This window comes from Simiduia agarivorans SA1 = DSM 21679 (assembly GCF_000305785.2).
GTDB lineage: Bacteria > Pseudomonadota > Gammaproteobacteria > Pseudomonadales > Cellvibrionaceae > Simiduia > Simiduia agarivorans.
In genome coordinates this window covers 2,868,293-2,894,727 of sequence record NC_018868.3, presented here as the reverse complement: position 1 = coordinate 2,894,727, position 26,435 = coordinate 2,868,293, and the positions used below count along the sequence as shown (strand labels likewise).

Below are 26,435 nucleotides of genomic sequence, written 5' to 3'. Positions count from 1 at the left end.
GACCGGGCCTTGACTGATTCCGGCACGCTTCCTGCAAAACACGGGTTAATTCTCATTGGAGTTAACCATGTACCCAGCCATCATCCGCACCAGCGACAAGCTCCGCACCCTGTTCGCGGCCAATCGTCTGCTGTGCAACACCCGCTGGATGGTCATTGCCGAGGCCATCGCCAAGGTAAGCCGGATCGGCACTGTGATTGCGATGGCCGCGTTGCTCACCACCGAGGCCTATGGACTCGCAGCGCTGTCGTTGATGTGGCTGGAACTGCTGCGCGTATTTACCCGCGCCGGCGGCGGTGCCCTGGTGATTCAATGCAGTGAGCAGGAGCTCCCCACCGTGGCCGCAGCGGCGTGGCAGCAGCAGTGGTTATTGAGTCTGGTCATGATTGCTGTGCAATGGTGGATCGCGCCGCTGCTGGCGGCGTTTTACGAGCGGCCCGAATTGGCGCCGCTGCTGCAACTCGCGAGCCTCACCTACCTGTTGTATCCCCTGGTCTCGGTGCGCGTATTTTTACTGCAACGGTCCAACGCCATGAAATCCTACGCGCTGGCGTCCAGCCTGAGCATCAGCGCCGACAACTTGGCCACCATCGGCCTGTTGATCGGCGGCCTCGATGTAGCCTCGGTCATCTATGCAAAAATTATTGCTGCCGCGGTGTGGGTGTTGGTTTTCATGCGCTTTCCAAGTTTGTCGTTGAGGACGTTGACCCGGTGTAACGGCACCGAATTTATCCGCACCGCCATTTTTTCCGGCAAGGTGTTCGGCACTGAATTAGTACGACTCGGGCGCTTCCAGGCCGACCTGATCATTGCCGGCAAATTACTGAGCCCGGAATTTTTTGGTCTCTATAGTTTCGCCAAGAATGCCGGTGTCGGCCTGGGCCAATCGCTCACCAATGCGTTTCTCGGAGGGCTGGCGCCCTATCTCGCAGAGCAATACCGCCAGCAATCTGCCGTCTTGGCGCATGCCAAGTTGCAGTCGGTCAGTCGGGCCATTGCGTTGCTGTTCCTGCTGCAGATTCTGGCGGTACCGGTGTATCTGTACATCCTGTTCGGCGACCGTTGGTCGGCGGCGGTACCGCTGGTCATGTTGCTGTGCACCACTGCCATACCGGCGCTGTTTATCGATGCAACCGGCATGCTGTTGCGCATAAGAAATCAACCGGCACTGGAATTATTGGCCGCGAGCTTCTGCCTGATTCTCATGGCCGCGTCATTGATGTTGTTCGCGCCCACTGATCCCACCTCAATGGCTCAGTTGGTGGCATTCACCAGCGTCAGCTGGCTGATTCCGGTTATTTATATCTGGAAAAAAATTCGTTCAGAGGATTATTGAAATGACAAATGCACTATTCAAACCCGTATTTTCTGTGGTCATGCCCATGTATAACGTAGAAGCTTACGTTGAGCAGGCCATCACCTCCGTGCTCGAACAGAGCTATCCGCACTTTGAATTGATTTGTGTGGACGACGGCAGCACCGACTCAACCGCAGAGATTGTGAGCCGTTTTAACGATCCACGGATTCGTTATGTGCATCAGAAAAACCGCGGCCTCGCCGGCGCACGCAACACCGGCATCGGCCACAGTAATGGACTCTATGTGGCGTTTCTGGATTCTGATGATTACTGGCACCCGGAAAAACTGTATCGCCACATTGAACACTTCCGCACGGATCCGAAGCTCGGTTGCAGCTACAGCGCCAGTCTGTTTGTGGACGAACAGGGTGTCGAACTTGGTATTGGCCAGCACCCAAAAGTGAAAAATATCAGCGTCAAAGATATTTTTTGCCGCAACCCAATCGGCAACGGTTCTGCCCCGGTAATCCGGCGCAGCTTGCTGATCAAAACCGGACGCAAAACCGATTTTGGCGACCACTACCGGATGACCTATTTTGATGAATCCCTGCGCCAATCCGAAGACATTGAATATTGGTTGCGATTGGCGCTGAGTACCGGCTGCAAATTCGAGGGGCTACGTGAAGGCCTGACCTACTATCGCGTTAACGCCAGCGGATTATCCGCCAATCTGGAAAAGCAGTACGCCGCATGGGAACTGTGCATCGAAAAAAACCGCGCACTCAACCCTGCATTCTTCCAACAGTGGGGCAGCCTGGCGCGCGCTTACCAATTGCGTTATCTGGCGCGCCGTGCCGTGCAATCGGGCAATAAGCAACAAGCACTCAAGCTGGTAGTGGACGCGCTTAAAACTGACAAGCGCATTCTCAAGGAAGAACCTGGTCGCACGCTGATCACACTCGCTTGCGCTTGCTTGCTGCAATTGCCCGGCTCGGTTTATCGCAGTCTGGAGAAAGCCGGCATGCAATATTTTTCCCAACACAACAAAATGGGCAAAATCTGAAACACCCTTCATTGAACCAACACCAACAAAAAGGGCGGCCTATTGGCCGCCCCGTTTGTTTTGCACCGCTTGGCAGACAAATTCCGCCTTATGCTTTGGGTCCTGCTGCTTCTATGTCAGCCGATACCGCAAACTTCTTGATGTTTTTCGCGAACAGTCCTGCCAACTTAGCCGCTTGCTCATCGTAGGCGGCTTCATTGTTCCAGGCTTTGCGTGGATTCAGGTACTTATCGTCCACACCCGCCACTTTCACCGGAATATCCAGATTGAGCGCGTCCAGGTGCTCGGTCGCCACACCCTCGAGCGAACCATTCTGGATTGCCGCTACTACAGCGCGGGTCACCGGGATCGGGAAGCGGCTACCGGTGCCGTTGGCACCGCCGGCACCACCGGTCCAACCGGTGTTGACCAGGTAAACCTTAGCGCCGAAGTCTTCAATGCGCTTCATCAGTAGCTCGGCGTATTCACGCGCTGGACGCGGCATGAACGGCGCACCGAAACAGGTGGAGAAAGTGGGGTTGATACCGGCTTCCGCACCCAGCTCGGTAGAGCCTACACGCGCAGTGTAGCCGGACAGGAAGTGGTAAGCGGCCGCTTCCTTGGACAAGATAGACACGGGTGGCAACACGCCGGTCACGTCACAGGTCAGGAAGATCACGTTCTTCGGCTCGCCCGCGCGGTTTTCTTCCACGCGCAGCTCAACATGCTCCAGCGGGTAAGAACAACGGCCGTTTTCGGTCAGACTGGTGTCGCAGTAATCAGCCACGCGCGCGTCGTTCACCACCACGTTTTCAACAATGGCACCGAAACGGATGGCGTCCCAGATCACGGGCTCGTTCTTCTGTGACAGGTCGATGGTCTTGGCGTAGCAACCACCTTCCATATTGAATACGGCGCCCTTGGCCCAGCCGTGCTCGTCGTCGCCGATCAGGTAGCGATCGGGGTCGGCTGAGAGGGTGGTTTTACCGGTGCCTGACAAACCGAAGAACAGGCAGGTGTCGCCGTCTTTGCCCACGTTGGCCGAGCAATGCATAGGCATCACGTCGGCAGCAGGCAACAGGAAGTTCTGCACAGAGAACATGGATTTTTTCATTTCGCCCGCGTACTTCATGCCGGCCAGCAGTACTTTTTTGGCGGCGAAGTTGATGCACACAATGCCTTCGGAATTGGTGCCATCGCGCTCGGGCTCACACACAAAGTTGGCCGCGTGCAGAATCTGCCACTCGTCCTTGCCCTTGGGGTTGTGGGGCTGATGACGAATGAACATGTTGCGGGCAAACAGGTTGTGCCAGGCAGTCTCGGTGGTGACTTTAACCGGAATGTAGTGCTCGGCATCCTCACCCACTGACAGGTGCGATACGAAGCGATCGCGGCCGCCAATGTAATCTTCCACCCGCGCCCAGAGGGCGTCGAATTTAGCGGCATCGAACGGGCGGTTGACGCTGCCCCAGTCAATGGCGGATTCGGTGGTGGGTTCTTTAACGATAAAGCGATCGGCTGGGGACCGGCCAGTGCGTTCACCGGTAACGGCCAGCAGAGCGCCGGTATTGGTCAGGCGGCCTTCGCCGCGTTTCAGCGCTTCTTCAATCAGTTGCGCAGAGCTCAGATCCGTATAAACGGTCGCAGAAGCTTGGGTCATTTCTCTCGTCCTGTCAGCGTACATGCGTTAAAACTGCAGCGCAGCCTTGTGGGCGCGCCCTAATCTGCAAGCATTGCCTTGGCCCGGCATTCCGGGTCAGGCGTACCGGTGGTCCGGCGCCCCGCTCAAACGGGTGTTATGAAACTCTCTCCTGCACTGGCCGTGCATTCAATGCGGCTCCTCGTGGGAGCAATGCCTGTAATCAGGTCTAGCGCATTACCCCGAAGATGTCAGGGCCAGAGTCGCTTTCAAAGGGCTACAGCACCCTTGTAAGGGCGCGCATTATGACAGACTTCATTCACGGGGGCGATAGCACCCCCACAGGGAATAACTGAATCTATGTTTTGGCAGATCAGTGCATTGTGGGGGGTGAATCTTCGAACAGGGCCCGGATCTGAGCCGCGCCGAATGCGTAATGCTGGTTACAGAACTGGCAGTCTATGTTGATAACCCCTTGTTCTGAAAGGATTTCTTCACATTCTTCGCGGCCAATCTGCGCCAGCGCAGAAAGACTGCGCTGTTCGGAACAAGTGCATTGGAACTGCAGGGTGGCCGGTTCAAACACCCGAACCTGCATTTCATTAAATAACCTGTATAAATTAGATGAATGGTCAAGCGACAACAATTCATTTTGAGTTACAGTAGTTGCGAGCGCAATAACTGTGTCCCATTGCGCCTGATTGTCCTCAATACTTGCTGCCAGCTGGGTGGGCAACGCCTGTATGAGCAGTCCGGCTGCGCGCCCCTGATCAGCCTCGAGCCAGATCCGGGTGCCTAACTGTTCGCTTTGGGCAAAATAGGCTTCCAGACAGGCGGCCAGCGTGGGCTTGTCCAAGGGCACCACCCCCTGGTAACGCTCGCCTTTGTCGGGGTCGATGGTAATGGCGAGCACCCCCTGGCCAATCAGATCGCCCAGGTCACCGGTAAGCCCGTCGCTGAATCCGGCCTCGGGCGGGCGGACGGTGCCACGCAGGCCGTGGTGATGATTGCATTCGGCCATAATGACCGGCACAGGCCCGTCGCCCTGAGCCTGCAGGGTAATGATGCCGTCAAATTTGAGCGTAGAGGAAAGCAAGGCCGCGGCGGCCAGGAATTCACCCAGCAGCTGTTGTACCGCCGCCGGTGCTGGATTGTTCGCCAGCACGGCCGCGTAACTGTCGGCAAGGGTGACGATTTCGCCGCGGATATCGGCACCGTCAAAAATAAAGCGACTCAGACTGTCGTCGGAGGAGGTCTTGGGCGTATCAGACATGAAAGCTTCCACGGCAAAAAGGCGGGATTTTAACACCCGCGCTCGGGTCTTTCAGTATAGCGGGCAGGACAACACCTAACTCTCGTCTTCATCGATCACGCGCCGGACAAAGCGATGGATCTGCCGGCGCTGCTTCTTGCTGGGGCGCCCTTCCGTGTGCACTTCGCCCGCCATCGCCTTGCGGGCCGCGGCATTACCCTCGCGCGCGGCCAGGCTGGCCTCGGTTTCGCGATACAGCAAGCGGGCCTCCGGTGCGCCCCGGCGCTGATCCGACAACGCCAGTACCTCAACCTCCTCCTCGTCAAACCCGCGCCGGATGGTGAGCAGGTTGCCCACGGCGATTTCCTTACTGACCTTGGGCCGGTCGCCGTCCACCTTGACCTTGCCACCTTCAATCGCGCCCTTGGCCAGACTGCGGGTTTTGAAAAAGCGTGCGGCCCACAACCATTTATCCAGCCTCAGTTTATCCACGGCTCGCCACCATCGCGGTCAGATCCGGCAGCAGCTCATCAAAATGATGAATGGCAGGGTAGGCGTCTACTGTGCGCGGAGTCTGGCTGTCGGGCTGATGAATCGACAACAGATGGCCGATGCCGAAGGTTCTGGCCGAATCCAGGATGCGCACCGTATCGTCCACAAACAGTGCCCGGGCCGGGTCGAAATGTTCGCGCAATACCAGCGCGTGCCAGAATGCCTGCGCTTCCTTCGGCTCCCGGAATTCGTGGGACGAAATCACCACGTCCAACCAGCGGTCCAAGGCGGTCACTTCCAATTTGAGCGACAGGCTCTGCGGGTGCGCATTGGTTATGAGGATCACTTTCTTGCCCAGCTTGCGCAGCAGGGTGAGAAACTGTTCCACATGCGGACGCATGCAGATTTTGTGTTTCACCTCCTCCTTGAGCGCGCGGATATCCACCGCCAGCGCCTCCGACCAGAACTCCAGGCAATACCAGTTGAGCGTGCCTTCATGCCCCTTGATCATCTCCATCAGGTGCTCGCGCGCATGCGCCAGCTCCAGCCCCTTCAGTTCGGCGTAGCGCCGGGGCAGGTGAGTAAGCCAGAAATGATTATCGAAATGGAGGTCCAGTAGCGTGCCGTCCATATCCAGCAAAACGGTATCAATGGCGTGCCAGTCTAGGCGCGGGGTGTTCATGCAATGTCCTGCAAAAAAAGCCTCATTGTAAGGTGCTTGTGCAAAGGGGCAAACCTCAATCCGGTCCCCGCTGATAGACACGGTAGGTATTTTTGCCCGCTGCCTTGGCGTCGTAAACGGCCAGATCAGCCTGCTTCAAGGCGCCGTCAATGGAGACCGAGTAGCCATCGCACACGGCCAGACCCAGACTGGCCCCCGCCTGATGGCTGTGATTACCCAGCATGACCGGTGGTTTCAACGCGTCGAGAATGGCCTGGCACAGCTGCTCGCCCTGGGCCTGATCTGTCAACTCCAGCAGTATGACCGTGAATTCATCGCCGCCTAAACGGGCCACCGTATCCATATCGCGCACCGCGCTGCGCGTGCGTTCTGCCACCACTTTCAGCAGCCAGTCGCCGCGGTCGTGACCGAGGGTATCGTTGACCCATTTGAAATTGTCGAGATCGATGAAAATCAACCCGAACGCGAGATCATGCATGCGACTGTGGGCGATGGCGCGCGCCAGTTTTTCCATGAACAGGCGGCGGTTGGGCAACCCCGTCAGGGTGTCGTAATAGGCCAGTTTTTCCAGCGCCTGCTTGTCTTCTTCCAACCGCAACAACATGGCGTTGAACGCATCGACGGCCTCGCCCACTTCATCGGTACTGAGCTTGACCGCCCTGACCTGAAAATCGGCTCCCTTTTCCACCTGCCGGGCAACCGAGGCCAGTTCGACAATGGGCCGATACAGCATCCGCTGGAACGGCCGGGTCATCCACAGCGCCAGCACCACGCAGGCACTGCCGATGGCCAGCAAACTCAGCACCAGATAGCGCAGCCGCTGGTCCAGCGACTGATAGCTCCCCGCCAGTGTCAGGACGCCCAACACACCGGTGGGCGATTGCACAGCCACCGCGACCACAAAGCCATCTACACTGATCTCTTGCCCGGGCGCGCTTAAGCAAACGGACACACTGGTGTCATTTCTGGTCCACTGGGCCAGCGGCTCGGCAATCCGTTCGCTATAGGCACAGGCAGACACAATATCCCGAACCGGCGTCAGACCCTGGAGGTTTTCCAGCGCGCGCCGGCTGTCGTTGAATGCCAGCGCCGCCTGTGAGCGCTGGGCCGTCACCTGCGCCAGAGCCTCCATTGCAGAGACGGTATCGTCCAGCTGGCGGGCGCGATCGTAGGACACAAACACCACCCCGGACATCAACAATGCCAGTGCCAGGGTTCCCGCCACCAGGGCTTTGAGTTTGGTGCGCACCGGCAACCCGGCAAACCATTCGATCATTTTTTTCTTCAGCAACGGAGCTTTGCTTTAGAATAGACGACAAAGCTAAGGAGCCCGCCGTGTCAGTATTCAATTCCGAACAAATCCAGTCACTTTTTCAGGCATTGGAAGCCATCGCGCGCGACGCAGGCGATGCCATTCTGGCTGTCTACAATGCCCCGGAATCAGTTGCGGTGGATCATAAGGCCGATCAGTCACCCATTACCCAGGCGGACCTCGCAGCGCACGATATTCTGGTGGCAGGCCTCACACCCTTGTTGCCGGGCGTCCCGGTACTGTCGGAAGAATCGCACATTCCCGATTACGAAACCCGTGGCCAATGGCACCGCTACTGGCTGATCGACCCGCTCGATGGTACCAAGGAATTCATCAATCGCAATGGCGAATTCACGGTCAACATTGCCTTGATTGATGAAGGGGCGCCGGTACTGGGCATGGTTTATGTGCCGGTCAAAAACTGGCTTTACTATGGTGCCAATGGTCACGGCAGTTACCGTTTGCGCGACGGCGAATTGGCCACTATCAGCACCCGCAAAGTCGACGCAGCACTTTCACAAGGTGAGCCTATTACCCTGGTGGCGTCTCGCAACCATGGCGCGGACGCTGTGCAAAGCCTGATGGATAAACTCAGTCGCGCAACCCAGCGGCCGGTGGCCACTGACAACATGGGCTCGTCGCTCAAGCTGTGCCTGGTGGCCGACGGCAGCGCCGATCTCTACCCGCGCCTGGCACTCACCAGCGAGTGGGATACCGCCGCCGCACAGGCCATTGTGGAGGCCGCAGGCGGCGCGGTTGTCGACACGGATTTCCGGGTGCTACGGTACAATCAAAAGGCCGATATTCTGAACCCGTTCTTCTATGTCATCGGCGACATAGGCTTCCCGTGGCAACGCTACCTCTAATAACCAAATGGTCTTTGCCCAACGCCATCATTGACTATGCTTAAGGAACTTCTTAATCACTCCTGACACACCGAGCGGATGGATTTATGGCCAAAGCAATAGTCGCGAAGCTGCCCAAAGAGTGCCACATTGGCGTGCGGTACAACCGCACACAAAAACTGAAAGAAAAGCTGATACGGGAAATCACCGGCTTTCAACGGCAACTGGAAGCGTTGCGCCTGCAGTCCGGCCCGGTGGACTTTTCCATGCTGCAAACCTACAAAGAAATGATTGCCTGCCGCCAGCAACTGTTAAACGGCCTGCCAAAGGAATCCAATTACTGAGCCCACAGGGCCCACTTATGCCGGCGGTCTGGGTGCCGCTGGCAGAGGCGGTGAGGTTTTATCCTGCCACAAGATCATCACTGCGCTGATCACCACCAATAAGGTGCCAATGCCGGCAACCGTATCGGGTGTTTCGCGCCAGAACAGCCAGCCCCAGAGTCCTGCAAAGACCACGCTCATGTATGACACCGGCGCCAGAACCGAAGGTTTAGCTGCGCGATACGCGAGGGTGTACAGCCAAAGCGCCAACGCAAGCCCAAGGCCCAACACCAGCAACAGGCCGTAAACCCACCAGGGTGCCGTGCGCCAGGTCCACAAGGCTAAGGGTGTGGAGACCAGCAGCGCCACGGAAAAATAGTAAAACAGCACAACCTGATTGGATTCGGTATAAGTCAGTAGCCGGGTGGTAATCATTGATGCGGCCATCATCCAGGCAGCGGCAAAACCCACCAGATGCCAGACCGACAACAACGCAGGCAAGGGGCGCAGAATAATCAGCACACCCGCAAACCCGATCAGCAATGGCCACCAGCGCGCCGCCGGAATCCGGATGCGCAAAAACCACAGTGCAATCAACGGCACCAACAAGGGTGCACTGTTGCGCAGCAACGTGGCCTCCAGCAATGGAATGTGTTGGATCGCGGCATAGTAGGCGTAAAACGCGCCCAGACCCGCCAGACCACGCAAGCAGTGGAGACCGGCACGCTCGGTTTTTACTGCTGCTTTACCACCGCGAACCAACAAGGGTAAATAGAGACAAAAACCCACAAAATACTGGCTCGCAACCAATTGATGAATGGATACATATTCCGCCGCCCATTTTGAACCGGCGGCAACGAGACTGGCCACGAACGACGTTGCCAGGGCAAGCAGTACCGCACGGGATAAATCAGTACTCACGAACCGGTATCGCGTTTAATGGCATCAATAGGCGTGAGCTGGGGGAATCGTTGGTAGAGTTCACCGCTGCGTTGTCCCGCATAAATGGCATGATTGATTTTGCGTTGTAGTTGCAGGCCTTTTTCATTATTCAGGATGCAGTAGCCCAAATACCGGCGCGCAAGCGTTGCTTTACTGTCGTAGCCAAAGGCCGGCGCGGCCTGTTGCAATTGCAGCAGCTTGACCTCGTTCAGGCTCAGCAGCATGGCGTCTATTCGCCCGCTGAGCAACATTGTCACCAGCGCCTCGCTATTGGCAGCATAGGCCACCCAGAGATCCGGCACCGTGTAGTCCAGGCCGATTTCATAGCCCTGCACCACGCCCAGGCGCTTGCCGCTCATTTGCGCCAGACTGGAATAAACGGGCTTGCCCGGAGCGCTGAAAAGGTAATGATCTATCTGCATCAGGGGAGAACTGAACAACACATTGGCGTGATATTTTGCGGGCACCCAGGATGGATACAGGCCATCGACCGCACCGGTTTCCAACAAATGCGTGGCGCGCTGAATCGGCACCACGGTCAATCCGGCATCGATACCGGCGCGCTGCATTAACCACTGATGCAACTCCACCAGAAATCCCGAATGATCTGCCTCCAGGTGAACAGGCACCCGGGGCGCCGAAAACTGAGCCGCATCTTGCGCCTGCACCGAGACACACGCTGCCAGCGCTATCGCTGTTAAAAATCGTTTCATCGCTCTTCCAAACGCTGCTCCACCGGAAGCACCACGGTAAAGCAAGAGCCTTTGCCCACTTCGCTCTCAACCCTGATTTCCCCACCCAGACTGTCGATGATTTTAGCTGACACCGACAAACCGAGGCCCGTACCTTCCCCCACGGGTTTAGTGGTATAGAAGGGGTTAAAAATGCGGTCAATGTGCTCCTGGCTGATACCTTTGCCATTATCACTGACGGCGATGAGTATATCACCGTCTTTACACTGGCTATTCACTTTTATGGTGCCACGGCCCGAATCCACCGCCTGTGATGCATTAATCACCAAATTAAGAATCACCTGTGACAGCTCGTTTTTATTACCATAAATTGGCGGCAATTCGCCAAAGCATACCTGCACATCAAAATTGTACTTGAGTTTGTTGTGAGCAATTTTTAATGCACCGTCGATCACTTCATTGACATCGATCTCTGAGCGATCGCCGGGTTTGGTACGAGTAAAGTCCTTCAGGTGTGCAACGATATCGCGGATGCGCTCCAGTCCGTCTTTCACTTCCGTGAAAATGGAATTTGCGTCTTGCAACACAAACGCCACATCTTCTTTACGCAGCTGCGCTATCGCGTCAGTCTCGCCCAACCCCGATAGCCCATCGGTTTTATCCAGTTTGTGCACTGCCTCGGTGACGTTCATAAACAACTGGCAATATTCCTTTAACGTGCCGATATTGGAGCTGACGAAGGCAAGCGGATTGTTGACTTCGTGCATGATGCCCGCTGCCAGCTCACCCAGGGCAGCCAGCTTTTCAGTCGAAATCAATTGTCGCTGGTGCGCAACGAGATCCGCATGCATCTTGGACAGTTGCTGGTTGATTTCAATCAACTCACTGGTTTTCTGTTCGAGAAGAAATTCAGCCTCTGCCCGTGCTTTTTGTTCGCGCCGGATCGATTTTTCCAATAGCGCCAGCTGTTCACTTGGGTTCAAATGTCAACTCCAGCTCACAATGATCGGCACCCTGGTGCATGCACACCGGATGCTTGAGTGAAAAATGGGTGTCGTAATAGTCAGCCACACCGGCGGCCAGACCCTCGGCCAAAAAACACAATTTGCGCGGCGACCGGTAATCCAGCCGCACAGCGTGCTCGGACAGATCGGTCACAGTCATAAATGGCAGCGAAGAGCCCGGGTGCAGCTTTTCAATTTCCACATGAATGCGTTGATCCACCGCTTTCATGAACCGGCACGGATTACCACAATCATCCAGCAAGCGGGTATGGCCCGGCGTGAGGTCCTTGAACAGGTGTCGGCCGAACAGCCGCAACAGCTCATCCACCGGCATGTCCAACCGGGTAACCAATGCCGAGACCAATGCCACCATCTCCGCATCTTCGTATTTACCGCCACTGGTGTAAGCACCCTCGCTGGCGAGGTGACAGCTGTCCAGCAGCTGCTGCCAGCCTGCAATCCCGATCAGGGGTTCCACCAGCTTTTGCAACGAGATAAAAACAGCACCTTTCATCGGCTCGGGCTCCTTCGGCTACACTGACTATCTGAACCAGTATAGATGTGAATAGCCCCCCATGAGCGCGGATACCCAGGTACAGGATGCCATTGTTTTCATCGTCGATGACGAGGCAGATATACTGCGCGCATTGCGCCGCGAGCTTGGCCGCCTGCCCATGCAGCTCCAGTGTTTCGGACGTGCGCACGATGCCCTGGCTGCCATGCAACAGATGCGGCCGGATGTCCTGCTGTCGGACGTGCGCATGCCGGATATGGACGGCGTGGAACTGATGACGCAGGCCGCGGCATTGCACCCTTTGTGCGAACGCATACTGATCACCGGATTCGCCGATACGCAGGCGGTCATTCAAGCCATCAACAAGGGCCATGTACACTACTTTCTGGAGAAACCCTGGGACAGTGAACGCCTGAAAAGTGTTATCCAGAAAGGTGTCGCACTGACACAGACCCGGCGCAGAAATCTGCATCTCGAAGCCATCCTCGCCATGCAGAACACCCAGCTGACCCAGATAAACGCGTCGCTGGAGGCGAGAGTAGAAAAGCGCACGGAAAAACTGAAAAAAGCCTACACCGCCACGCTCGAGGTATTTTGTTCTCTGGTGGAAAAACGCTTTGCCGATGCAGCTCCCGCGCAAAAGCTGTTGAGACAACTGGTCAATCACCTTTGTACGTTGCTCGATATAAACGATGTCAACCGCGCTTACCTGCAAATGGCCGCGCGATTGCGCAACCTGGGCAAGATTACCCTGCCCGACAGTCTGCTCCAGACACCTTACCAAAAACTGACCAGTTCCCAGCGCGATGCTTTTTGTCAGCACCCGTTGATCGCAGCGTCCACACTGTCATTGATACCGCCGCTGCAGGAACCCGCCCGGCTGATCAAAATGCAATCCGAGAAGGGCGACGGCAGTGGCTATCCACTGCAGCTGCAATTGCACCAGATTTCCCTTACCGGGCAGATTCTGGCGGCGGCCACGGCCCTGACCGACATGGCCTGCGGCCGTATTGACGGCACCAGCTATACCTTGCGGGAGGCCTGGGAGCAATTGGCGGGGCCGAGCAAACGCTGGTACAGCGAAGCCGTTATCAACGCACTGGCGCAGGTGGTTGAGCAGCTGTCACAGCAAGCCGGTGGCTACGCATTTTACGGCGTCGGGCAATTGCGTCCGGGCATGCGATTGGCCGACGACCTGATGTCCGACTATGGCGTATTGCTGCTGCCCACCGGCCACAGCCTGGATCAGGACACCATCGACCACCTGCGCCAGCTGCAGGAAAATTCGGCTGTCTCCCTGCGCCTGGCCATTGAATTTACCGAGCCAGAAGCGCCTGAGCCCGACGCTTAAGGTTTACACCGGCAACGTAAAGACACGGCACCAACACCAGCGTCACCGTGGACGCCAGTAAAACGCCAAACGCCAGCGATATCACCATGGGAATGAGAAAACGTGCTTGCACACTGGTTTCCGCCATGATCGGCACCAGACCGATAAAGGTGGTCAGCGAGGTCAGCACAATTGCGCGGAAACGGTCCCTGCCCGCCTGAGCCACTGCCTCCAATACCGCCATGCCCCGGGCTCGCAGCTGGTTGATGCGGTCAATCAATACCAGATTGTCATTGACCACCACGCCGGCACAGGCCAGGAAACCCAACATGGACAACATGCTGATTTCGCGCCCCAACAGCAGGTGACCGAATACCGCACCCATAAAACCGAACGGAATCGCCGACATAATCAATAACGGCTGGCCATAGGATCTGAACGCGATGGCCATGAGTGCATAGATGACCAGTAACGACAGGAAAAAATCCCGCACCAATTCCTGCATGAATTCATTCTGCGCTTTCATATCGCCCGCCACTTCCAGACGAAACCCCGGAAACTCCCTGCGCCAGGTATCGCCGTGTTCTGCCAACACCGCGTTGACGATGGCAAAGGCCTGACCACTGTCGGAGGAATCCAGTTCAGCCGTGACAGAATTAGCGCGCTGTCGGTCCACCCGGTTGATCACGGTGTAACCCGCGACGTATTCGCCTTGCGCCACGGTTTCAAACGGCACTTCGTCGCCAGACTGGGTGCGGATACGCATGTCGTACAAACTGTCTACCGACTCGCGCTCCGCACGCGGGTAGCGCACCATCACCCGCACGTCTTCTTTACCCCGCGGCACCCGTTGCGCTTCGGCGCCATAAAAACCCTGACGCACCTGGCGCGCCACATCCTGCAGGCCAAGCCCTAACAGTTCTGCGTTTGGCAACAAGGTCAGTTCAATTTCATCGCGCGCGGATTGCAGGCTGTCTTTGACCTCGTTGACACCCGGATACGCCGCCAGCGCGGCCTTCACCGCATCCAACGCCTGACGCTGGCGTTCCAACGTATTTTCATTGATACCCACGCGCAACCGGATCGCTTTATCCCGTGCATTAATGGTAAAGCCCACATCGAATTCTTTGGCTTCCGGCAGCTCGCCGATCAATTCCCGCCAGCGCCGCGCCACCTGGGGTGAGCCTACCGCGCGGGTTTCTGCGTCCATCAGCGCCAACCGCACGCGCACATTTTGCGGGCTGGCCCAGGATTCCACACTGCGGATAAAGGCCGGATTACCATCAATCGCCGCAATCAGTGTTGCATCGGTTTTCAACGCCGCAGCCGCCTGCTCCACTTTTTCCAGCAACGCCTGCGCGCGGGAAAACGGCACACCCTCTTCCAATTGGATGCGCGCATGCAAAAAATCGGACGGCACCTGGGGCATGAATGATTGCCGGATCCAGCCCGCACCGTAGATGGACATCGCCACCAGAAACAAGGCAAAAAAACCCGCAATGGGCAAACGCACATCGTGCAAACAGCGGCGGATAAAAGGCCCATACCAGTGACTGGCTGCATGCTGCAAACCCTCTGCACAGCGTTGGCGCGCGAGTGAAAGCCACAACGCCGGTTTCGACCCGGGTGCGCGTTCAGGTTTCAGGTGGGCCAGGTGCGAGGGCAGAATCAACATGGATTCCACCAGTGAAAACAGCAGACAGCTGATCACTATCACCGGAATCGGGTAAACGATATCGCCCAAGGTATTCGGAATGAACAGCATGGGCACAAAAAAGATCATGGTGGAAACCACCGCAAAGAAAACCGGGCCGGCCACTTTCAGCGCACCGTCTTGCGCACTGGCAATGCCGGTGGCGCCTTTTTGCTGGCGGGTATAAATGCTTTCAGACACGATAATGGCATCGTCCACCACGATGCCCAGAATCAACAGAAAGGCGAACAGCGACAGCATGTTGAAACTGACACCCAACGCTGGCATCAGCCACATGGCCCCGGCAAATGCAACGGTAATGCCCGCACACACCCAAATCGCCAGCGCCGGACGGAGAAACAGCATCAACACCACAAACACCAGCAACAAGCCGGATACCGCATTGGAACTCAGCAGCTTCAAGCGCGCAGAAAACACTTCCGACCAATCGCGGCTGATATCCACCGAAATTCCCTGGGGCAATCGCTGGGGCAAACCCGTCAGGTATTGCCGCACCGACTCGGAGGTCTGCAACACGTTGGGATTTTCCGTGACATATAGTTCAACAAACACCGCCGGCAAGCCGTTGTAACGGGCAATCACATCGGTTTCACTGAAACCATCGGTAATGGTTGCCACATCCCGCAGCAATACCGCCGCGCCGTCGGGCCGCGAGAGCACTACGGTCTGGCCGAAGGCGTCGCCATCGTAAGCCTGCCCACGCGCCTGAATCTGTATATCCCCGTGCGAGGACTTAATCACACCCGCCGGCAGGTTGACCGACGTTTTCTGAATCGCCGAGACCACCTGTTCGAAGGTAAGGCCATAGCGGCGCAAGGCGTTTTCCCGTATTTCAACCGCCACTTCATCCGTGCGGGTCGCGTCTACCTCCACCAGTGAAACGCCCGGCAAAACACTGATTTCATCGCGCACCCACTGGCTGGTATCTTTCAGCAGGCGCTCATCCACATCGCCGTACATTGCCAGACTCATCAACTCACTGGTGAACAACCTTTCGTTGACCAACGGGCGTTCTGCATCAACCGGAAACGTATTAATGGCATCGATCTTGGTTTTGACATTGTTCAACAACCGTTGTGTGTCATAGCCACTGGCTACTTCAATCACCACACTGCCCGTGCCCTGACGCGCCACACTGGTGATTTCTTTTATGCCGTCCAACGACGCTACCGCTTCCTCGATGCGGATGCAGATTTGTTCTTCCACTTCACGCGGCCCGGCACCCGGATAGGCCATGGAAATTTCAATCTGATTGACCAACGCACCCGGGAATACTTCTTTGTCGGTGCCGTTCAGCGACATGGCGCCGGCAATCAACACCAGTATCATGAGCAGATTGGCGGCAATGGGGTTGGCCGAAAACCACTTGATCAGGCTGTTCACTGCGCAATGCCCTCAATCGCCAGACCGGGTTTGAGATACCCTTGTCGGGCAACCACCACCTGTGTGCCCGCCGGCAGGTCTGCGCGCACCCAAACAGTCTGGCCATCGCTGGCCAGCACGTCTGCGCGCGCGCGTTGCGCCAGCCCCCCCGCGTCCCGGTACCACAACTGATCGGTTTGATAGAGCGCACCACGAGGCAATGCCGCCACACCGGATTGCTGCCGGCCTTCAATGCGGGCATTCACAAACAACCCCATGATCATCGGCTTGTCGGGATTTTCGCTGGCCAGGATCTCCGCCACTGCGTGATACAGACGGGTTTTTTCGTCCAGGCTCGCCTCGGTGCGGGTTATCGAACCCCGCCATTGCACCGGCCGACCGGCCACGGTGGCCGTCAATGTCACAGCAGGACCCTCGCCCTCAACCGGCCCCAGCGGCAGATCCAACAATGCCACCTGGCTGTCCGTCAACGGCAATCGGACCTGTGCCACCTGGCTGTCGAATAACCGCGCAATGCGATTGCCCGGGGTCAGGTACTGACCGAGATTGACGTAGGTTTCACGGATTCTGCCGGTGAACGGCGCTTGCACCCGGGTGCGGGCGAGGTCGAGCCGGGCCTGCTCAAGAGCGGCTTCAGCTGCCGCCAATTGCGCCTGTGCGGCGGCCAGTTGGGGTTTGCGCAAAAACAACGCATTGGCTTCTTCATTGCCCAGGTCGCGCCATTCGCGTTGCGCCTGGCGCACCCGGCCTTTTTCGGTGGCGAGCAGTTGGCGCGCCTCTTCCACTTGCGCCCGGGCGCGGATCTCGGCAATGCGGTAGTCCGCTTGCTCTATCTGTATCAGAGGCGTGCCGGCGTCAAAGGCGCCGCCGGCGGCGAAATGCGGCGCCACCCAGCGCACTTCACCGCCCACCTGCGCCACCAGATCAATCTCGCGCAAAGGTGTCAGCGTGCCCTGGCTGTATGCCGGTAAAGCGAGGGCTTCCGGTGTATAGGCCACTGTGCGCACCTGCAACGGTTTCGGCGCCGGCGCCGCCATCGGCCGGGGTGTCGGCTTGGCCCACCAGAGCATGACAGAAACAGTGATGCCGGCCAGCAGAGCCAGCGTCCAGAGTGGCGGTTTTTTGATCACGTGCAGTTTCCCGTTTTTTCCGTTTTACCCATTCTAGTGTCCGGCGTCGGAAGTTCGATTGATCTTTACCAAACTTTCCGCCCGGACCCGGCCGTAATTCACAAACTGGGTGCCTTGGCAAGGCTGTTTTTAGCCCATGATTTGCGCATAATGCCTGCGCTACGCGGGCGCGCGCCCAGAGAACGAATAAGAGGTTTGCATGAAGAGTATCTCCCTCCGTATCGCCGAGGAATTGTCTGTTAACGAAGCCCAGGTCACCGCCGCGGTGGGCCTGTTGGACGAAGGCGCCACGGTGCCGTTTATTTCGCGTTACCGGAAGGAGGTCACCGGCGGTCTGGACGACACCCAGATGCGCAACCTGGAGGAGCGTCTGCGCTACCTGCGCGAGCTGGAAGACCGCCGCGCCGCAATTCTGAAAAGCATTGAGGAGCAGGGCAAACTTACGGATGAACTGGCCGGCCAGATCAACAGCGCCGACACCAAAACCACGCTCGAAGATCTTTACCTTCCCTACAAGCCCAAGCGCCGCACCAAGGCGATGATCGCGCGCGAGGCCGGCCTTGAGCCGCTGGCCGAAGGTCTGTTAGCCGATCCCATGCTGGACCCGGAATCCGAAGCCGCCAAGTACCTGAATCCCGAGCACAAGATTGACGACACCAAAGCCGCGCTCGATGGTGCCAAACAAATCCTGATGGAGAAATTTTCCGAAGACGCGCAATTGCTGGGCAAATTGCGCGACTTCCTGAAAGCCGAAGCCGACATCACCGCCAAAGTGATTGAAGGCAAAGAAACCGAAGGCGCAAAGTTCCGCGATTATTTCGAGCACAGCGAAAAACTCAGCGCTATTCCGTCACACCGCGCACTGGCGTTGTTCCGCGGCCGCAATGAAGGCATTCTGAGCCTGAACATGACCGTGGGCGATGAAGAGGCCAACCGGCTATCGCACCCGTGCGAGCCGATGGTGGCACAACACTGGGACATCAAAGACCAGGGCCGCCCGGCCGATAAATGGCTGGCCGAATGTGTGCGCTGGACCTGGCGCGTCAAACTGCTCACCCACCTGGAAACGGATTTGTTTGCGGAAGTGCGCGAGCGCGCGGAAGAGGGCGCGATCACCGTATTCGCCTCCAACCTGAAAGATTTGTTGCTGGCGGCCCCGGCCGGACAGAAGGCCACCATCGGTCTGGACCCGGGTTTGCGTACCGGCGTGAAAGTTGCCGTAGTAGATGCCACGGGTAAGGTGCTGGATCACGGTGCCATTTTCCCCAATCCACCGCAAAACAAAATCCGCGAGGCCGAGGCCGTATTGGTGGCCTTGTGTAAGAAACACAACGTCGGTCTGATTGCCATTGGTAACGGCACCGCTTCGCGCGAAACCGATAAATTTGTCGGCGATGTGCTGAAAGCACACAAAGATATTCAGGCTCAGCGCGTTATCGTGAATGAAGCCGGCGCTTCTATCTATTCCGCCAGTGAATATGCCGCCAAAGAATTCCCCGATCTGGACGTCACCATCCGCGGCGCCATTTCCATCGCCCGCCGTCTGCAGGACCCGCTGGCAGAGCTGGTGAAAATTGATCCCAAGTCCATCGGCGTGGGTCAATACCAGCACGATGTATCGCAGGTGCAATTGGCGCGCTCCCTGGACGCAGTCGTCGAAGACTGTGTGAACGCGGTGGGCGTTGAAGTGAACACCGCGTCCTCTGCGCTGCTGGCACGGGTGTCCGGACTGAACCAGACGCTGGCCAACAACATTGTCGAATACCGCAATGCCAATGGCGCGTTCACCAGTCGCGCACAACTCAAAGCCGTACCGCGCCTGGGCGAAAAAACCTTTGAACAAGCCGCCGGATTCCTGCGCATCCGCGATGGTGAAAACCCGCTCGATGCGTCCGGCGTTCACCCGGAGACCTACGCCGTGGTGGAACGCATTGCCGGCAGCCAGAAGCGCGAGCTGAAGGGCATTATCGGCGACACCAATTTCCTGCGTTCGGTCAACGCCAAGGATTTTGTCGATGAGCAGTTTGGTCTGCCCACCATCACCGACATTCTGAAAGAACTGGACAAGCCCGGCCGCGACCCGCGTCCTGAATTCAAAACCGCCAAGCTGACCGACGGCGTGGAAGAAATCAAAGACCTGGAACCGGGCATGATCCTTGAAGGCACCGTCACCAATGTCACTGCCTTTGGCGCATTCGTGGATATCGGCGTACACCAGGACGGCCTGGTGCACATTTCCGCGCTGTCCAATACCTTTGTGAAAGACCCGCGTGAAGTGGTCAAGGCCGGCGACATCGTCAAGGTCAAAGTGATGGAAGTGGACATTCCGCGCAAACGCATCGGCCTGTCCATGCGCATGGACGACCAGCCAGGCGAGAAGGTGGCGGGCAATGAACCACGCGGGCGCCGCAACCAGCCCCGCCAATCATCCCCGCGCGGCCAACAGGCACCTGCCGCACAGGGCACCATGGCCGCCTTATTTGCTCAAGCCAGCAAAAACAAAAAAGGCCGGCTGTAATTCCCCGACATTGGGGTAGGGTGGAATAAGCGCAGCGCATTCCACCTTGCCGGCACCCATCAACCGCAACCTCTCGCTAATAAAAAAGCCCGGACATGTCCGGGCTTTTTTATCAGTGCGGGTCGGTCAGATAGGTCGAGACCCATAATTACTGGTGGGCTTGCGGGGCGGATCTGCCGTCACGTTGTTTTCAATGAGGTTGATTTTGCCACCGCGGGCCAGAAACTCTTCGATCTGCGAGTTCAACGCCGCCCGTGCGGTTTCACGGGATTTTACCGAATAGTCCACCAGGTGGTCATCAGAGCTGGCACTGCTGCTGTCGTCATCTGAATCACCATCATAATCGGAAGAAGACGACGCCGAATAAGAATCATCATCGTCGCTGTCATCATCCGCAGCTTCAACGGTATCGTTATCCAACAGCTCGTCCGGTTCCTTGACCGCGGTGTCGGTTTTTTTTGCTTTTCTTGCCATAGGATCAACCTGTCGCATTTACCTAGTTGCGTCGGTGACGCAGATTACGCAAGCACCCTGCTGAATGTCAGCCCGGGCAGTTCAATTTCCGGCGGGGAATGTAGCGCCAAAGATGCGCCTTCTTCTCACCGCCATTTTTTGCGATTTTTAATCACTTTTTACCGATTCCGCAAGAGCCTTTAATCGGATTTTTTCTACCGTAAATCGACACCGGACAGAGTGTTACGGGAAGTAACCGAAACGCACGGCGGCCACGGATGGGGCGGGCAAATGCCGCACCGACAATCCACCCTTGGGTATACATATAGACTATTCGGCGAAGGGATCAAATTCTTTATGGCGGGTTTTTTAGTAAGATTTGCTTTGTTTGTTGGCTCAATTAAAACCGGAGGTTATTTATGGCCACGCGTCCCACGCTTTGGGTAAGCGCCTGCTTACTGGGCAAGCCCGTGCGCTACGACGGCGGCCACAAACACCAGGCCGGGCTGGAAAACTGGCTCAACAGCTGGGCCCATATTGTGCCGCTCTGTCCCGAGGTGTTTGCCGGCCTGGGCACGCCACGGCCGCCCATACAGCGCCAACAAACGGCGCAGGGCGATCGTTTGGTGCTGGCAGAGACCGGGGAACCGACGGCCGCAGCGCTGCCAGACGCCTGCCAGACGCTGGTGCGCCAGCAACCGGTGCCTGCAGGGGCCATTCTCAAAGCCCGATCGCCAAGCTGTGGCGCCGGCAACTCGCCCCTGTTCGACCCGCACAACCGGTTGATCGGCCATGGCGATGGCGTTTTTGTACAGGCGCTGAAAGCGCGCTTTGAGGGGCTTGCGATCGTCGACGAAGAGCAGCTGCACACGCAAGCACAGCGACAGGCTTTTTATCGCTCGGTGATGCGAGGCATAGGAGAGGCAGACTAACGCAAAAGGGCAGGGAAGGACCACTCACCCCGGGTAAGTGGTCACAGCAGGATTACACGGCCTCGGCGCCGGTTTCACCGGTGCGGATTCGGATGATGTCATCCAACGTGGTGATGAAAATTTTACCGTCACCAATTTTGCCGGTATGGGCAGCTTTGGTAATGGCCTCAACGGCCTGCTCGACAGTGCTGTCATCCACCGCCAGCTCCAGCTTGACCTTGGGCAGAAAATCGACCACGTACTCGGCACCACGGTAAAGCTCTGTGTGGCCCTTCTGGCGACCAAATCCTTTGACTTCCGTTACGGTCATACCCTGCACCCCCACTTCGGACAGCGCGGTGCGCACATCGTCGAGTTTGAAGGGTTTGATGACGGCAGTAATTAACTTCATGGGGGATTCCTTTTAGCTGGAATTTTGGTTGGGCGAAACATAGCACGCATTCGACGCAATATCACCCTTGCCGGGCCAATGCACAAAAACGGGGCATTTTCCGGGAATCCGCATAAAAAAACCGGCGTGCCCTGCGGCACGCCGGTTCCTTTGAAACCCGTTGGCGAACTTACTTGTTAGTAAACTCGGGGTAGGCTTCCATACCGCACTCAGACAGGTCAACACCGTTGTACTCGTCTTCGTCGGATACGCGGATACCGATCACCAGTTTCAGCACAAACCAGGCAGCAAAGCTGGTAACGAATACCCAACCAAAGATGGTCAGTGCGCCAATCAGCTGGCCAGTGAGTTTGGCGTCGGCATTGGTGTAAGGCACAACCAGCAGGCCGAACAGACCCACGACACCGTGCACGGAAATCGCACCCACCGGGTCGTCGATTTTCAGCTTGTCCAGGGTCAGGATAGAACCCACAACCAGCGCACCACCAATTGCACCGATGACAGTCGCTTCCAGTGCAGACGGCGTATCAGGACCTGCAGTAATAGCCACCAGGCCGGCCAGTGCACCGTTCAGTGCCATGGTCAGGTCGGCTTTACCGAACAGAATCTGAGCCAGCAACAAGGCACCAATCAAACCACCGGCGGCGGCGGCGTTGGTATTCATGAATACCACGGCAACAGAGTTGGCGCTGTCCACTGACGCAGTGGCCAATACCGAACCACCGTTGAAGCCAAACCAGCCCAACCACAGGATGAAGGTACCCAGTGTCGCCAGTGGCAGGTTAGCACCGGGGATGGCCACGGCTTTGCCGTCGGCAGTGTATTTGCCCTTACGTGCGCCCAGGAGCAGAACACCTGCCAGCGCAGCAGCCGCACCGGCCATGTGAACGATGCCGGAACCGGCGAAGTCCAGGAAGCCCAGATCTCCCAGAGTGTACAAACCAAACACAGGGTTACCACCCCAGGTCCAGCTGCCTTCCATGGGGTAGATGAAACCGGTCATGACCACGGCAAACGCCAGGAAGGCCCACAGCTTCATACGCTCGGCTACGGCACCAGATACGATAGACATAGCGGTGGCCACGAATACCACCTGGAAGAAGAAGTCTGCCGACGGTGCGTATGTAGCAGGCTCTTCTGCGCCTTCCACACCGTTACCGGTAATGCCAGACAACAGGTAGTCGCCGCCGTACATAATGGCGTAACCACACACCATGTACATGGTGCAGGAAATGGCAAACAGCGCCACGTTTTTGGTGAGAATTTCGGTGGTGTTTTTAGAGCGGACCAGACCCGCTTCCAGCATGGCGAAACCAGCCGCCATCCACATTACCAGTGCGCCGCACACCAAAAAATAGAAGGTGTCGAGTGCGTACTGCAACTGAAAAATATCATTTTCCATGAGAATCTCCGCGAGGATCAGTAATTGTTATGCGATTTACAGCGCGTCTTCGCCGGTTTCACCGGTACGGATGCGGATAACCTGCTCCAGCGGCGATACAAAGATTTTGCCGTCGCCGATCTTGCCGCTGTTGGCGGCTTTGGTGATGGCTTCAACAATGATGTCTACCTGGTCGTCGCCTACGGCCACTTCCACTTTGGTTTTGGGCAAAAAGTCCACAACGTACTCGGCACCGCGGTAGAGTTCGGTGTGACCTTTCTGGCGACCGAAACCTTTGACTTCGGTTACGGTGATGCCCTGTACGCCGTTTTCAGACAGTGCTTCGCGCACCGCGTCCAATTTGAACGGCTTGATTACTGCGGTAATCAGTTTCATCGCTTTCACTCCTAACTAGGGGGGGAAAGCGCCCGCCGATGGACGGGCGCGAATCGTTATTACAGATCGAAAGACTTGCTGATGGAGAACACGAAGGCCTGACCTTCGGTTGGCTGGCCGTTGCCGCCAGTCTGATCAGACAATTCTTTGCTATTGAAGATCAGGGCAGCGCCCAGATCGATATCGGAAACCGTGGTGCCGTAACCAAACTCCAGGTACTCGCCTTCAAAGTCTTTGGTGTAACCAGCCACTTTGCCGTAAAAGCCGTTGTGCTCGGCGGTGACTTCCCAGAAGCCGTATTCATTGTCGTCGCCACCGTCAACACCGTGGATACCGTCGGAGTAACCCACGCTCAGGAAGCCGAAGCTGGCTGCCAGGTTGATTTCGCGATAGTAAGTGTCGAATTCACCGGTGTACTCATAGTCGGTGAAGCCCACAGTGAAAGACAGGTCGTCATTCACTTCGAAGTTGTAACCCGCGTACAGGTCGATCTCCAGACCGTCGCTGACGTCAGCACCCCATACGCCGGCGTAGAAACCACCCGCTTCAACGTCCACACCGCCATTGGCAGAAGAAGGCGCCTGCAGAATACCGCGGTAGTAGTACTCGGAGTTAAAGCCGATGTTGGCGGACCAGTCTGCGGCCTGCGCGGTGGAAGTGACGGTAGCGGCGGCCAGTACAGCGCCGGCCAGGAAAGTTTTTGCAACCAGTTTCATGTTTTTCCTCCTCAGGAATTTTTTTGTTCTACCCGGCTTTTTTCCGGGCGACCTTAAATGCAGGTAGGGCGTCTTATACAAAACCCTTGCCAACATGTGGTTTTTACAATCAAAACAATGAGTTATGCGCCAAAATCCTGTCTCGTTCCAAACACAGGTCGGCCGGCACCCACAGTAATGCACCACAATCGCGCACTGTACTTCGGTCACGCACCGAAACAATACATGCAATGATTTATTTGTATGACTGGCGTGCCAGCTTTGGCACAATGGCGCTACACAGAGGTACACTTTCCCCATGCCAAGCGATAAATTATTTGAACAGCTGAGCCGCCTGAGGCCGCCGGAATCACTGAGCCCGCACCTGCGCAGCTTGGTGGCCGCCGCGCTGGCCAAGATGGATCTGGTCAGCCGCGAAGAGTTTGATGCACAGGCCGCCGTGCTGGCCCGCACACGGGCAAAACTGGAAGCGCTGGAAGCGCAGCTCGCACAGCTGCAACGCAAACCCGAATAGCGACACCCCCACAACCGACAGACAAGGAACGTCTATGTCACTCGCCATCGTACACACCCGCGCCCGGGTCGGAATCGACGCCCCGTTGGTCTCGGTGGAAGTCCACCTTTCGAATGGCCTGCCTGGTCTCGCCATTGTGGGCATGCCGGAAACCGCCGTGCGGGAAAGCAAAGACCGCGTGCGCAGCGCGCTCATCAACAGCCATTTCGAGTTTCCCGCCCGCCGCATCACCATCAACCTGGCGCCGGCCGACTTACCCAAGGAAGGCGGACGTTTTGACCTGCCCATTGCCATCGGCATTCTGGTGGCCTCCGGGCAATTGCCGGCCAAAGCGCTGGACACGCTGGAATTTGTTGGCGAGCTCGCCCTGTCCGGTGACCTGCGCGCGGTGCCTGGCTGCCTGGCAGCCGTCATGGCCGCGCACAAGGCCGGTCGCACCAGTGTGGTGCCGGCCGGAAACGGGCCCGAAGCGGCGTTGGCCGATACCCCCACCTACGTGGCATGCAACCTTTTGCAGGTATGTGCCTGTCTGCAGGCCCGCAGCGATTGGCCGCGTGCCTGCGGTACCGCTGCAGATACCCACCCCGCGCCACAGGCGGAACTGGCCGATGTGCGTGGCCAACCGCTGGCCCGGCGCGCGCTGGAAATTGCCGCCGCGGGCAACCATAACCTGCTGTTTTACGGCCCGCCGGGTACGGGTAAGACCCTGCTGGCCAGTCGTTTGACCAGCATCCTGCCGCCGCTGACCCGCGATGAAGCACTGGAAGTCGCGCTGATCCATTCTCTGGTGTCCAGCCAACCACCTCTGGGGCAACGACCTTTCCGGCACCCTCATCACAGCGCATCGGCGCCGGCATTGGTGGGCGGCGGTTCGGTGCCAAGGCCCGGCGAAATCTCCCTGGCCCACAAGGGTGTGTTGTTTCTGGATGAATTGCCCGAGTTCCCGCGCTCGGTGCTGGAAGTATTACGTGAACCGCTGGAGCACGGCGAAGTGCGCATCGCCCGGGCACAAACCACGGCCGTGTTTCCGTGCGAATTCCAGCTGGTGGCAGCGCTCAATCCCTGCCCCTGCGGCTATGCCGGCGAAAACCGCTGCCGCTGCACGCCGGATCAGATCAGCCGTTACCGGGGCCGGCTGTCAGGCCCGCTGCTCGATCGTATCGATATGCACGTGCCGGTACGGGCGCTGGACCCGGCCCAACTGCGCGGACCCAGCCAGGAAGAAAGCTCATCCGTCGTGGCTGCGCGGGTGCTGCAGGCCCGCCAACGGGCCCAGGCCAGACAGGGCAAGGCCAATCAATACCTGAGCCCGGGCGAACTGGAGCAGCACGCCCACCTGACCGATGCACAACATAGCCTGCTGGGCGAGGCAACGGAATCGTTGGGGCTGTCGGTGCGCGCCTGGCACCGGATACTGCGGGTGGCACGCACACTGGCCGACCTGGACGCCACTGATCAACTGGAAGACAAGCACCTGTGCGAAGCACTGGGATACCGCACGCTGGACAGAAGAGCAGGTTGAAGCGGCCCGCGCGCAGCGG

At 57.5% G+C, this 26,435-nt stretch carries 25 protein-coding genes; 9 read left to right on the top strand and 16 right to left on the bottom strand.

From position 1 onward, the window contains the following. Window positions 1–67 precede the first annotated feature (67 nt). Complete coding sequence (locus tag M5M_RS12930; protein WP_015047960.1) at window positions 68–1,336, top strand: oligosaccharide flippase family protein; 1,269 nt, start codon at window positions 68–70, stop codon at window positions 1,334–1,336. A 1-nt stretch (window position 1,337) separates the two neighbouring features. Beyond that, the gene (locus M5M_RS12925; RefSeq protein WP_015047959.1) at window positions 1,338–2,360 is read left to right on the top strand and encodes a glycosyltransferase family 2 protein; all 1,023 of its coding nucleotides are present in this window, start codon (window positions 1,338–1,340) and stop codon (window positions 2,358–2,360) included. Between the two features lie 88 nt (window positions 2,361–2,448). Here the strand turns inward: M5M_RS12925 and M5M_RS12920 are convergent, their stop codons facing one another. The 5 genes from M5M_RS12920 to M5M_RS19630 form a co-directional block, all read right to left on the bottom strand. Beyond that, window positions 2,449–3,999 (bottom strand): phosphoenolpyruvate carboxykinase, encoded by a 1,551-nt coding sequence (locus M5M_RS12920; protein WP_015047958.1) that lies wholly within the window; start codon window positions 3,997–3,999, stop codon window positions 2,449–2,451. Window positions 4,000–4,351: 352 nt separating this feature from the next. Continuing rightward, window positions 4,352–5,251 (bottom strand): Hsp33 family molecular chaperone HslO, encoded by a 900-nt coding sequence (gene hslO, locus M5M_RS12915; RefSeq protein WP_015047957.1) that lies wholly within the window; start codon window positions 5,249–5,251, stop codon window positions 4,352–4,354. 75 nt (window positions 5,252–5,326) lie between these two features. Then, window positions 5,327–5,722, bottom strand: coding sequence for an RNA-binding S4 domain-containing protein (locus M5M_RS12910; RefSeq protein WP_015047956.1), 396 nt, complete (start codon window positions 5,720–5,722; stop codon window positions 5,327–5,329). Then, window positions 5,715–6,404 (bottom strand): GMP/IMP nucleotidase, encoded by a 690-nt coding sequence (gene yrfG, locus M5M_RS12905; protein ID WP_015047955.1) that lies wholly within the window; start codon window positions 6,402–6,404, stop codon window positions 5,715–5,717. Before yrfG ends, M5M_RS12910 begins: the two co-directional genes overlap by 8 nt. Before the next feature lie 55 nt (window positions 6,405–6,459). Then, window positions 6,460–7,695 carry a sensor domain-containing diguanylate cyclase gene (locus M5M_RS19630; protein ID WP_015047954.1) on the bottom strand — a complete coding sequence of 412 codons (1,236 nt, stop codon included), beginning with the start codon at window positions 7,693–7,695 and terminating at the stop codon, window positions 6,460–6,462. Between the two features lie 44 nt (window positions 7,696–7,739). Between M5M_RS19630 and cysQ the strand changes: the two genes are divergently transcribed. Then, entirely contained in the window at window positions 7,740–8,582 is an 843-nt protein-coding gene (gene cysQ / locus M5M_RS12895) for a 3'(2'),5'-bisphosphate nucleotidase CysQ (RefSeq protein WP_015047953.1), read from the top strand. A gap of 86 nt (window positions 8,583–8,668) precedes the next feature. Beyond that, a complete protein-coding gene (locus M5M_RS12890; protein ID WP_015047952.1) occupies window positions 8,669–8,905 on the top strand; it encodes a hypothetical protein in 237 nt (78 codons plus the stop codon). A 15-nt stretch (window positions 8,906–8,920) separates the two neighbouring features. Here M5M_RS12890 and M5M_RS12885 read toward each other — a convergent pair whose 3' ends face one another. From M5M_RS12885 to M5M_RS12870, 4 genes are read right to left on the bottom strand one after another with little or no spacing between them, the layout of a single operon-like run. Then, on the bottom strand, window positions 8,921–9,805 hold the full coding sequence (locus tag M5M_RS12885; RefSeq protein ID WP_015047951.1) for a DMT family transporter: 885 nt from the start codon (window positions 9,803–9,805) through the stop codon (window positions 8,921–8,923). Then, window positions 9,802–10,539, bottom strand: a complete 738-nt coding sequence (locus tag M5M_RS12880; RefSeq protein WP_015047950.1) for a substrate-binding periplasmic protein — start codon at window positions 10,537–10,539, stop codon at window positions 9,802–9,804. Before M5M_RS12880 ends, M5M_RS12885 begins: the two co-directional genes overlap by 4 nt. Then, window positions 10,536–11,501, bottom strand: a complete 966-nt coding sequence (locus M5M_RS12875; protein WP_015047949.1) for a sensor histidine kinase — start codon at window positions 11,499–11,501, stop codon at window positions 10,536–10,538. The genes M5M_RS12880 and M5M_RS12875 overlap by 4 nt, the downstream gene beginning before the upstream one ends. Next, a complete protein-coding gene (locus M5M_RS12870) occupies window positions 11,488–12,036 on the bottom strand; it encodes a heme NO-binding domain-containing protein (RefSeq protein WP_015047948.1) in 549 nt (182 codons plus the stop codon). The genes M5M_RS12875 and M5M_RS12870 overlap by 14 nt, the downstream gene beginning before the upstream one ends. A 61-nt stretch (window positions 12,037–12,097) precedes the next feature. On the opposite strand from M5M_RS12870, the gene M5M_RS12865 reads away from it, so the two are divergent. Continuing rightward, a complete protein-coding gene (locus M5M_RS12865) occupies window positions 12,098–13,387 on the top strand; it encodes an HD domain-containing phosphohydrolase (RefSeq protein WP_015047947.1) in 1,290 nt (429 codons plus the stop codon). Here M5M_RS12865 and M5M_RS12860 read toward each other — a convergent pair. Then, entirely contained in the window at window positions 13,353–16,463 is a 3,111-nt protein-coding gene (locus tag M5M_RS12860; protein ID WP_015047946.1) for an efflux RND transporter permease subunit, read from the bottom strand. The two genes, M5M_RS12865 and M5M_RS12860, sit on opposite strands and share 35 nt — an antisense overlap. Beyond that, entirely contained in the window at window positions 16,460–17,593 is a 1,134-nt protein-coding gene (locus M5M_RS12855) for an efflux RND transporter periplasmic adaptor subunit (RefSeq protein WP_015047945.1), read from the bottom strand. The genes M5M_RS12860 and M5M_RS12855 overlap by 4 nt, the downstream gene beginning before the upstream one ends. Window positions 17,594–17,792: 199 nt before the next feature. On the opposite strand from M5M_RS12855, the gene M5M_RS12850 reads away from it, so the two are divergent. Further along, the gene (locus tag M5M_RS12850) at window positions 17,793–20,111 is read left to right on the top strand and encodes a Tex family protein (RefSeq protein ID WP_016389454.1); all 2,319 of its coding nucleotides are present in this window, start codon (window positions 17,793–17,795) and stop codon (window positions 20,109–20,111) included. A 126-nt stretch (window positions 20,112–20,237) separates the two neighbouring features. Here the strand turns inward: M5M_RS12850 and M5M_RS12845 are convergent, their stop codons facing one another. Beyond that, window positions 20,238–20,585 carry a hypothetical protein gene (locus M5M_RS12845; protein ID WP_015047943.1) on the bottom strand — a complete coding sequence of 116 codons (348 nt, stop codon included), beginning with the start codon at window positions 20,583–20,585 and terminating at the stop codon, window positions 20,238–20,240. Between the two features lie 398 nt (window positions 20,586–20,983). Between M5M_RS12845 and M5M_RS12840 the strand changes: the two genes are divergently transcribed. Then, window positions 20,984–21,496 (top strand): 2-thiouracil desulfurase family protein, encoded by a 513-nt coding sequence (locus M5M_RS12840; RefSeq protein WP_015047942.1) that lies wholly within the window; start codon window positions 20,984–20,986, stop codon window positions 21,494–21,496. Between the two features lie 52 nt (window positions 21,497–21,548). Here the strand turns inward: M5M_RS12840 and M5M_RS12835 are convergent, their stop codons facing one another. The 4 genes from M5M_RS12835 to M5M_RS12820 all read right to left on the bottom strand — a co-directional run bounded on the left by M5M_RS12835 (window position 21,549) and on the right by M5M_RS12820 (window position 24,380). Next, window positions 21,549–21,887 (bottom strand): P-II family nitrogen regulator, encoded by a 339-nt coding sequence (locus M5M_RS12835; RefSeq protein WP_015047941.1) that lies wholly within the window; start codon window positions 21,885–21,887, stop codon window positions 21,549–21,551. A gap of 169 nt (window positions 21,888–22,056) precedes the next feature. Next, window positions 22,057–23,289, bottom strand: coding sequence for an ammonium transporter (locus M5M_RS12830; RefSeq protein ID WP_015047940.1), 1,233 nt, complete (start codon window positions 23,287–23,289; stop codon window positions 22,057–22,059). A gap of 36 nt (window positions 23,290–23,325) precedes the next feature. Further along, window positions 23,326–23,664: a P-II family nitrogen regulator gene (locus tag M5M_RS12825; RefSeq protein ID WP_015047939.1), complete on the bottom strand. Its 339-nt coding sequence runs from the start codon at window positions 23,662–23,664 to the stop codon at window positions 23,326–23,328. A gap of 59 nt (window positions 23,665–23,723) precedes the next feature. Beyond that, window positions 23,724–24,380 carry a TorF family putative porin gene (locus M5M_RS12820; RefSeq protein ID WP_015047938.1) on the bottom strand — a complete coding sequence of 219 codons (657 nt, stop codon included), beginning with the start codon at window positions 24,378–24,380 and terminating at the stop codon, window positions 23,724–23,726. A 298-nt stretch (window positions 24,381–24,678) separates the two neighbouring features. On the opposite strand from M5M_RS12820, the gene M5M_RS12815 reads away from it, so the two are divergent. After that, entirely contained in the window at window positions 24,679–24,894 is a 216-nt protein-coding gene (locus M5M_RS12815) for an accessory factor UbiK family protein (RefSeq protein WP_015047937.1), read from the top strand. A gap of 34 nt (window positions 24,895–24,928) precedes the next feature. Next, the gene (locus M5M_RS12810) at window positions 24,929–26,416 is read left to right on the top strand and encodes a YifB family Mg chelatase-like AAA ATPase (protein WP_015047936.1); all 1,488 of its coding nucleotides are present in this window, start codon (window positions 24,929–24,931) and stop codon (window positions 26,414–26,416) included. Window positions 26,417–26,435: the final 19 nt, after the last annotated feature.

Coding starts and splice junctions, on each gene's coding strand:
- M5M_RS12930 (WP_015047960.1), top strand. CDS start 68: ATGTACCCAGCCATCATCCGCACCAGCGACAAGCTCCGCACCCTGTTC.
- M5M_RS12925 (WP_015047959.1), top strand. CDS start 1,338: ATGACAAATGCACTATTCAAACCCGTATTTTCTGTGGTCATGCCCATG.
- M5M_RS12920 (WP_015047958.1), bottom strand. CDS start 3,999: ATGACCCAAGCTTCTGCGACCGTTTATACGGATCTGAGCTCTGCGCAA.
- hslO (WP_015047957.1), bottom strand. CDS start 5,251: ATGTCTGATACGCCCAAGACCTCCTCCGACGACAGTCTGAGTCGCTTT.
- yrfG (WP_015047955.1), bottom strand. CDS start 6,404: ATGAACACCCCGCGCCTAGACTGGCACGCCATTGATACCGTTTTGCTG.
- M5M_RS12890 (WP_015047952.1), top strand. CDS start 8,669: ATGGCCAAAGCAATAGTCGCGAAGCTGCCCAAAGAGTGCCACATTGGC.
- M5M_RS12880 (WP_015047950.1), bottom strand. CDS start 10,539: ATGAAACGATTTTTAACAGCGATAGCGCTGGCAGCGTGTGTCTCGGTG.
- M5M_RS12870 (WP_015047948.1), bottom strand. CDS start 12,036: ATGAAAGGTGCTGTTTTTATCTCGTTGCAAAAGCTGGTGGAACCCCTG.
- M5M_RS12865 (WP_015047947.1), top strand. CDS start 12,098: ATGAGCGCGGATACCCAGGTACAGGATGCCATTGTTTTCATCGTCGAT.
- M5M_RS12850 (WP_016389454.1), top strand. CDS start 17,793: ATGAAGAGTATCTCCCTCCGTATCGCCGAGGAATTGTCTGTTAACGAA.
- M5M_RS12845 (WP_015047943.1), bottom strand. CDS start 20,585: ATGGCAAGAAAAGCAAAAAAAACCGACACCGCGGTCAAGGAACCGGAC.
- M5M_RS12840 (WP_015047942.1), top strand. CDS start 20,984: ATGGCCACGCGTCCCACGCTTTGGGTAAGCGCCTGCTTACTGGGCAAG.
- M5M_RS12835 (WP_015047941.1), bottom strand. CDS start 21,887: ATGAAGTTAATTACTGCCGTCATCAAACCCTTCAAACTCGACGATGTG.
- M5M_RS12830 (WP_015047940.1), bottom strand. CDS start 23,289: ATGGAAAATGATATTTTTCAGTTGCAGTACGCACTCGACACCTTCTAT.
- M5M_RS12825 (WP_015047939.1), bottom strand. CDS start 23,664: ATGAAACTGATTACCGCAGTAATCAAGCCGTTCAAATTGGACGCGGTG.
- M5M_RS12820 (WP_015047938.1), bottom strand. CDS start 24,380: ATGAAACTGGTTGCAAAAACTTTCCTGGCCGGCGCTGTACTGGCCGCC.
- M5M_RS12815 (WP_015047937.1), top strand. CDS start 24,679: ATGCCAAGCGATAAATTATTTGAACAGCTGAGCCGCCTGAGGCCGCCG.
- M5M_RS12810 (WP_015047936.1), top strand. CDS start 24,929: ATGTCACTCGCCATCGTACACACCCGCGCCCGGGTCGGAATCGACGCC.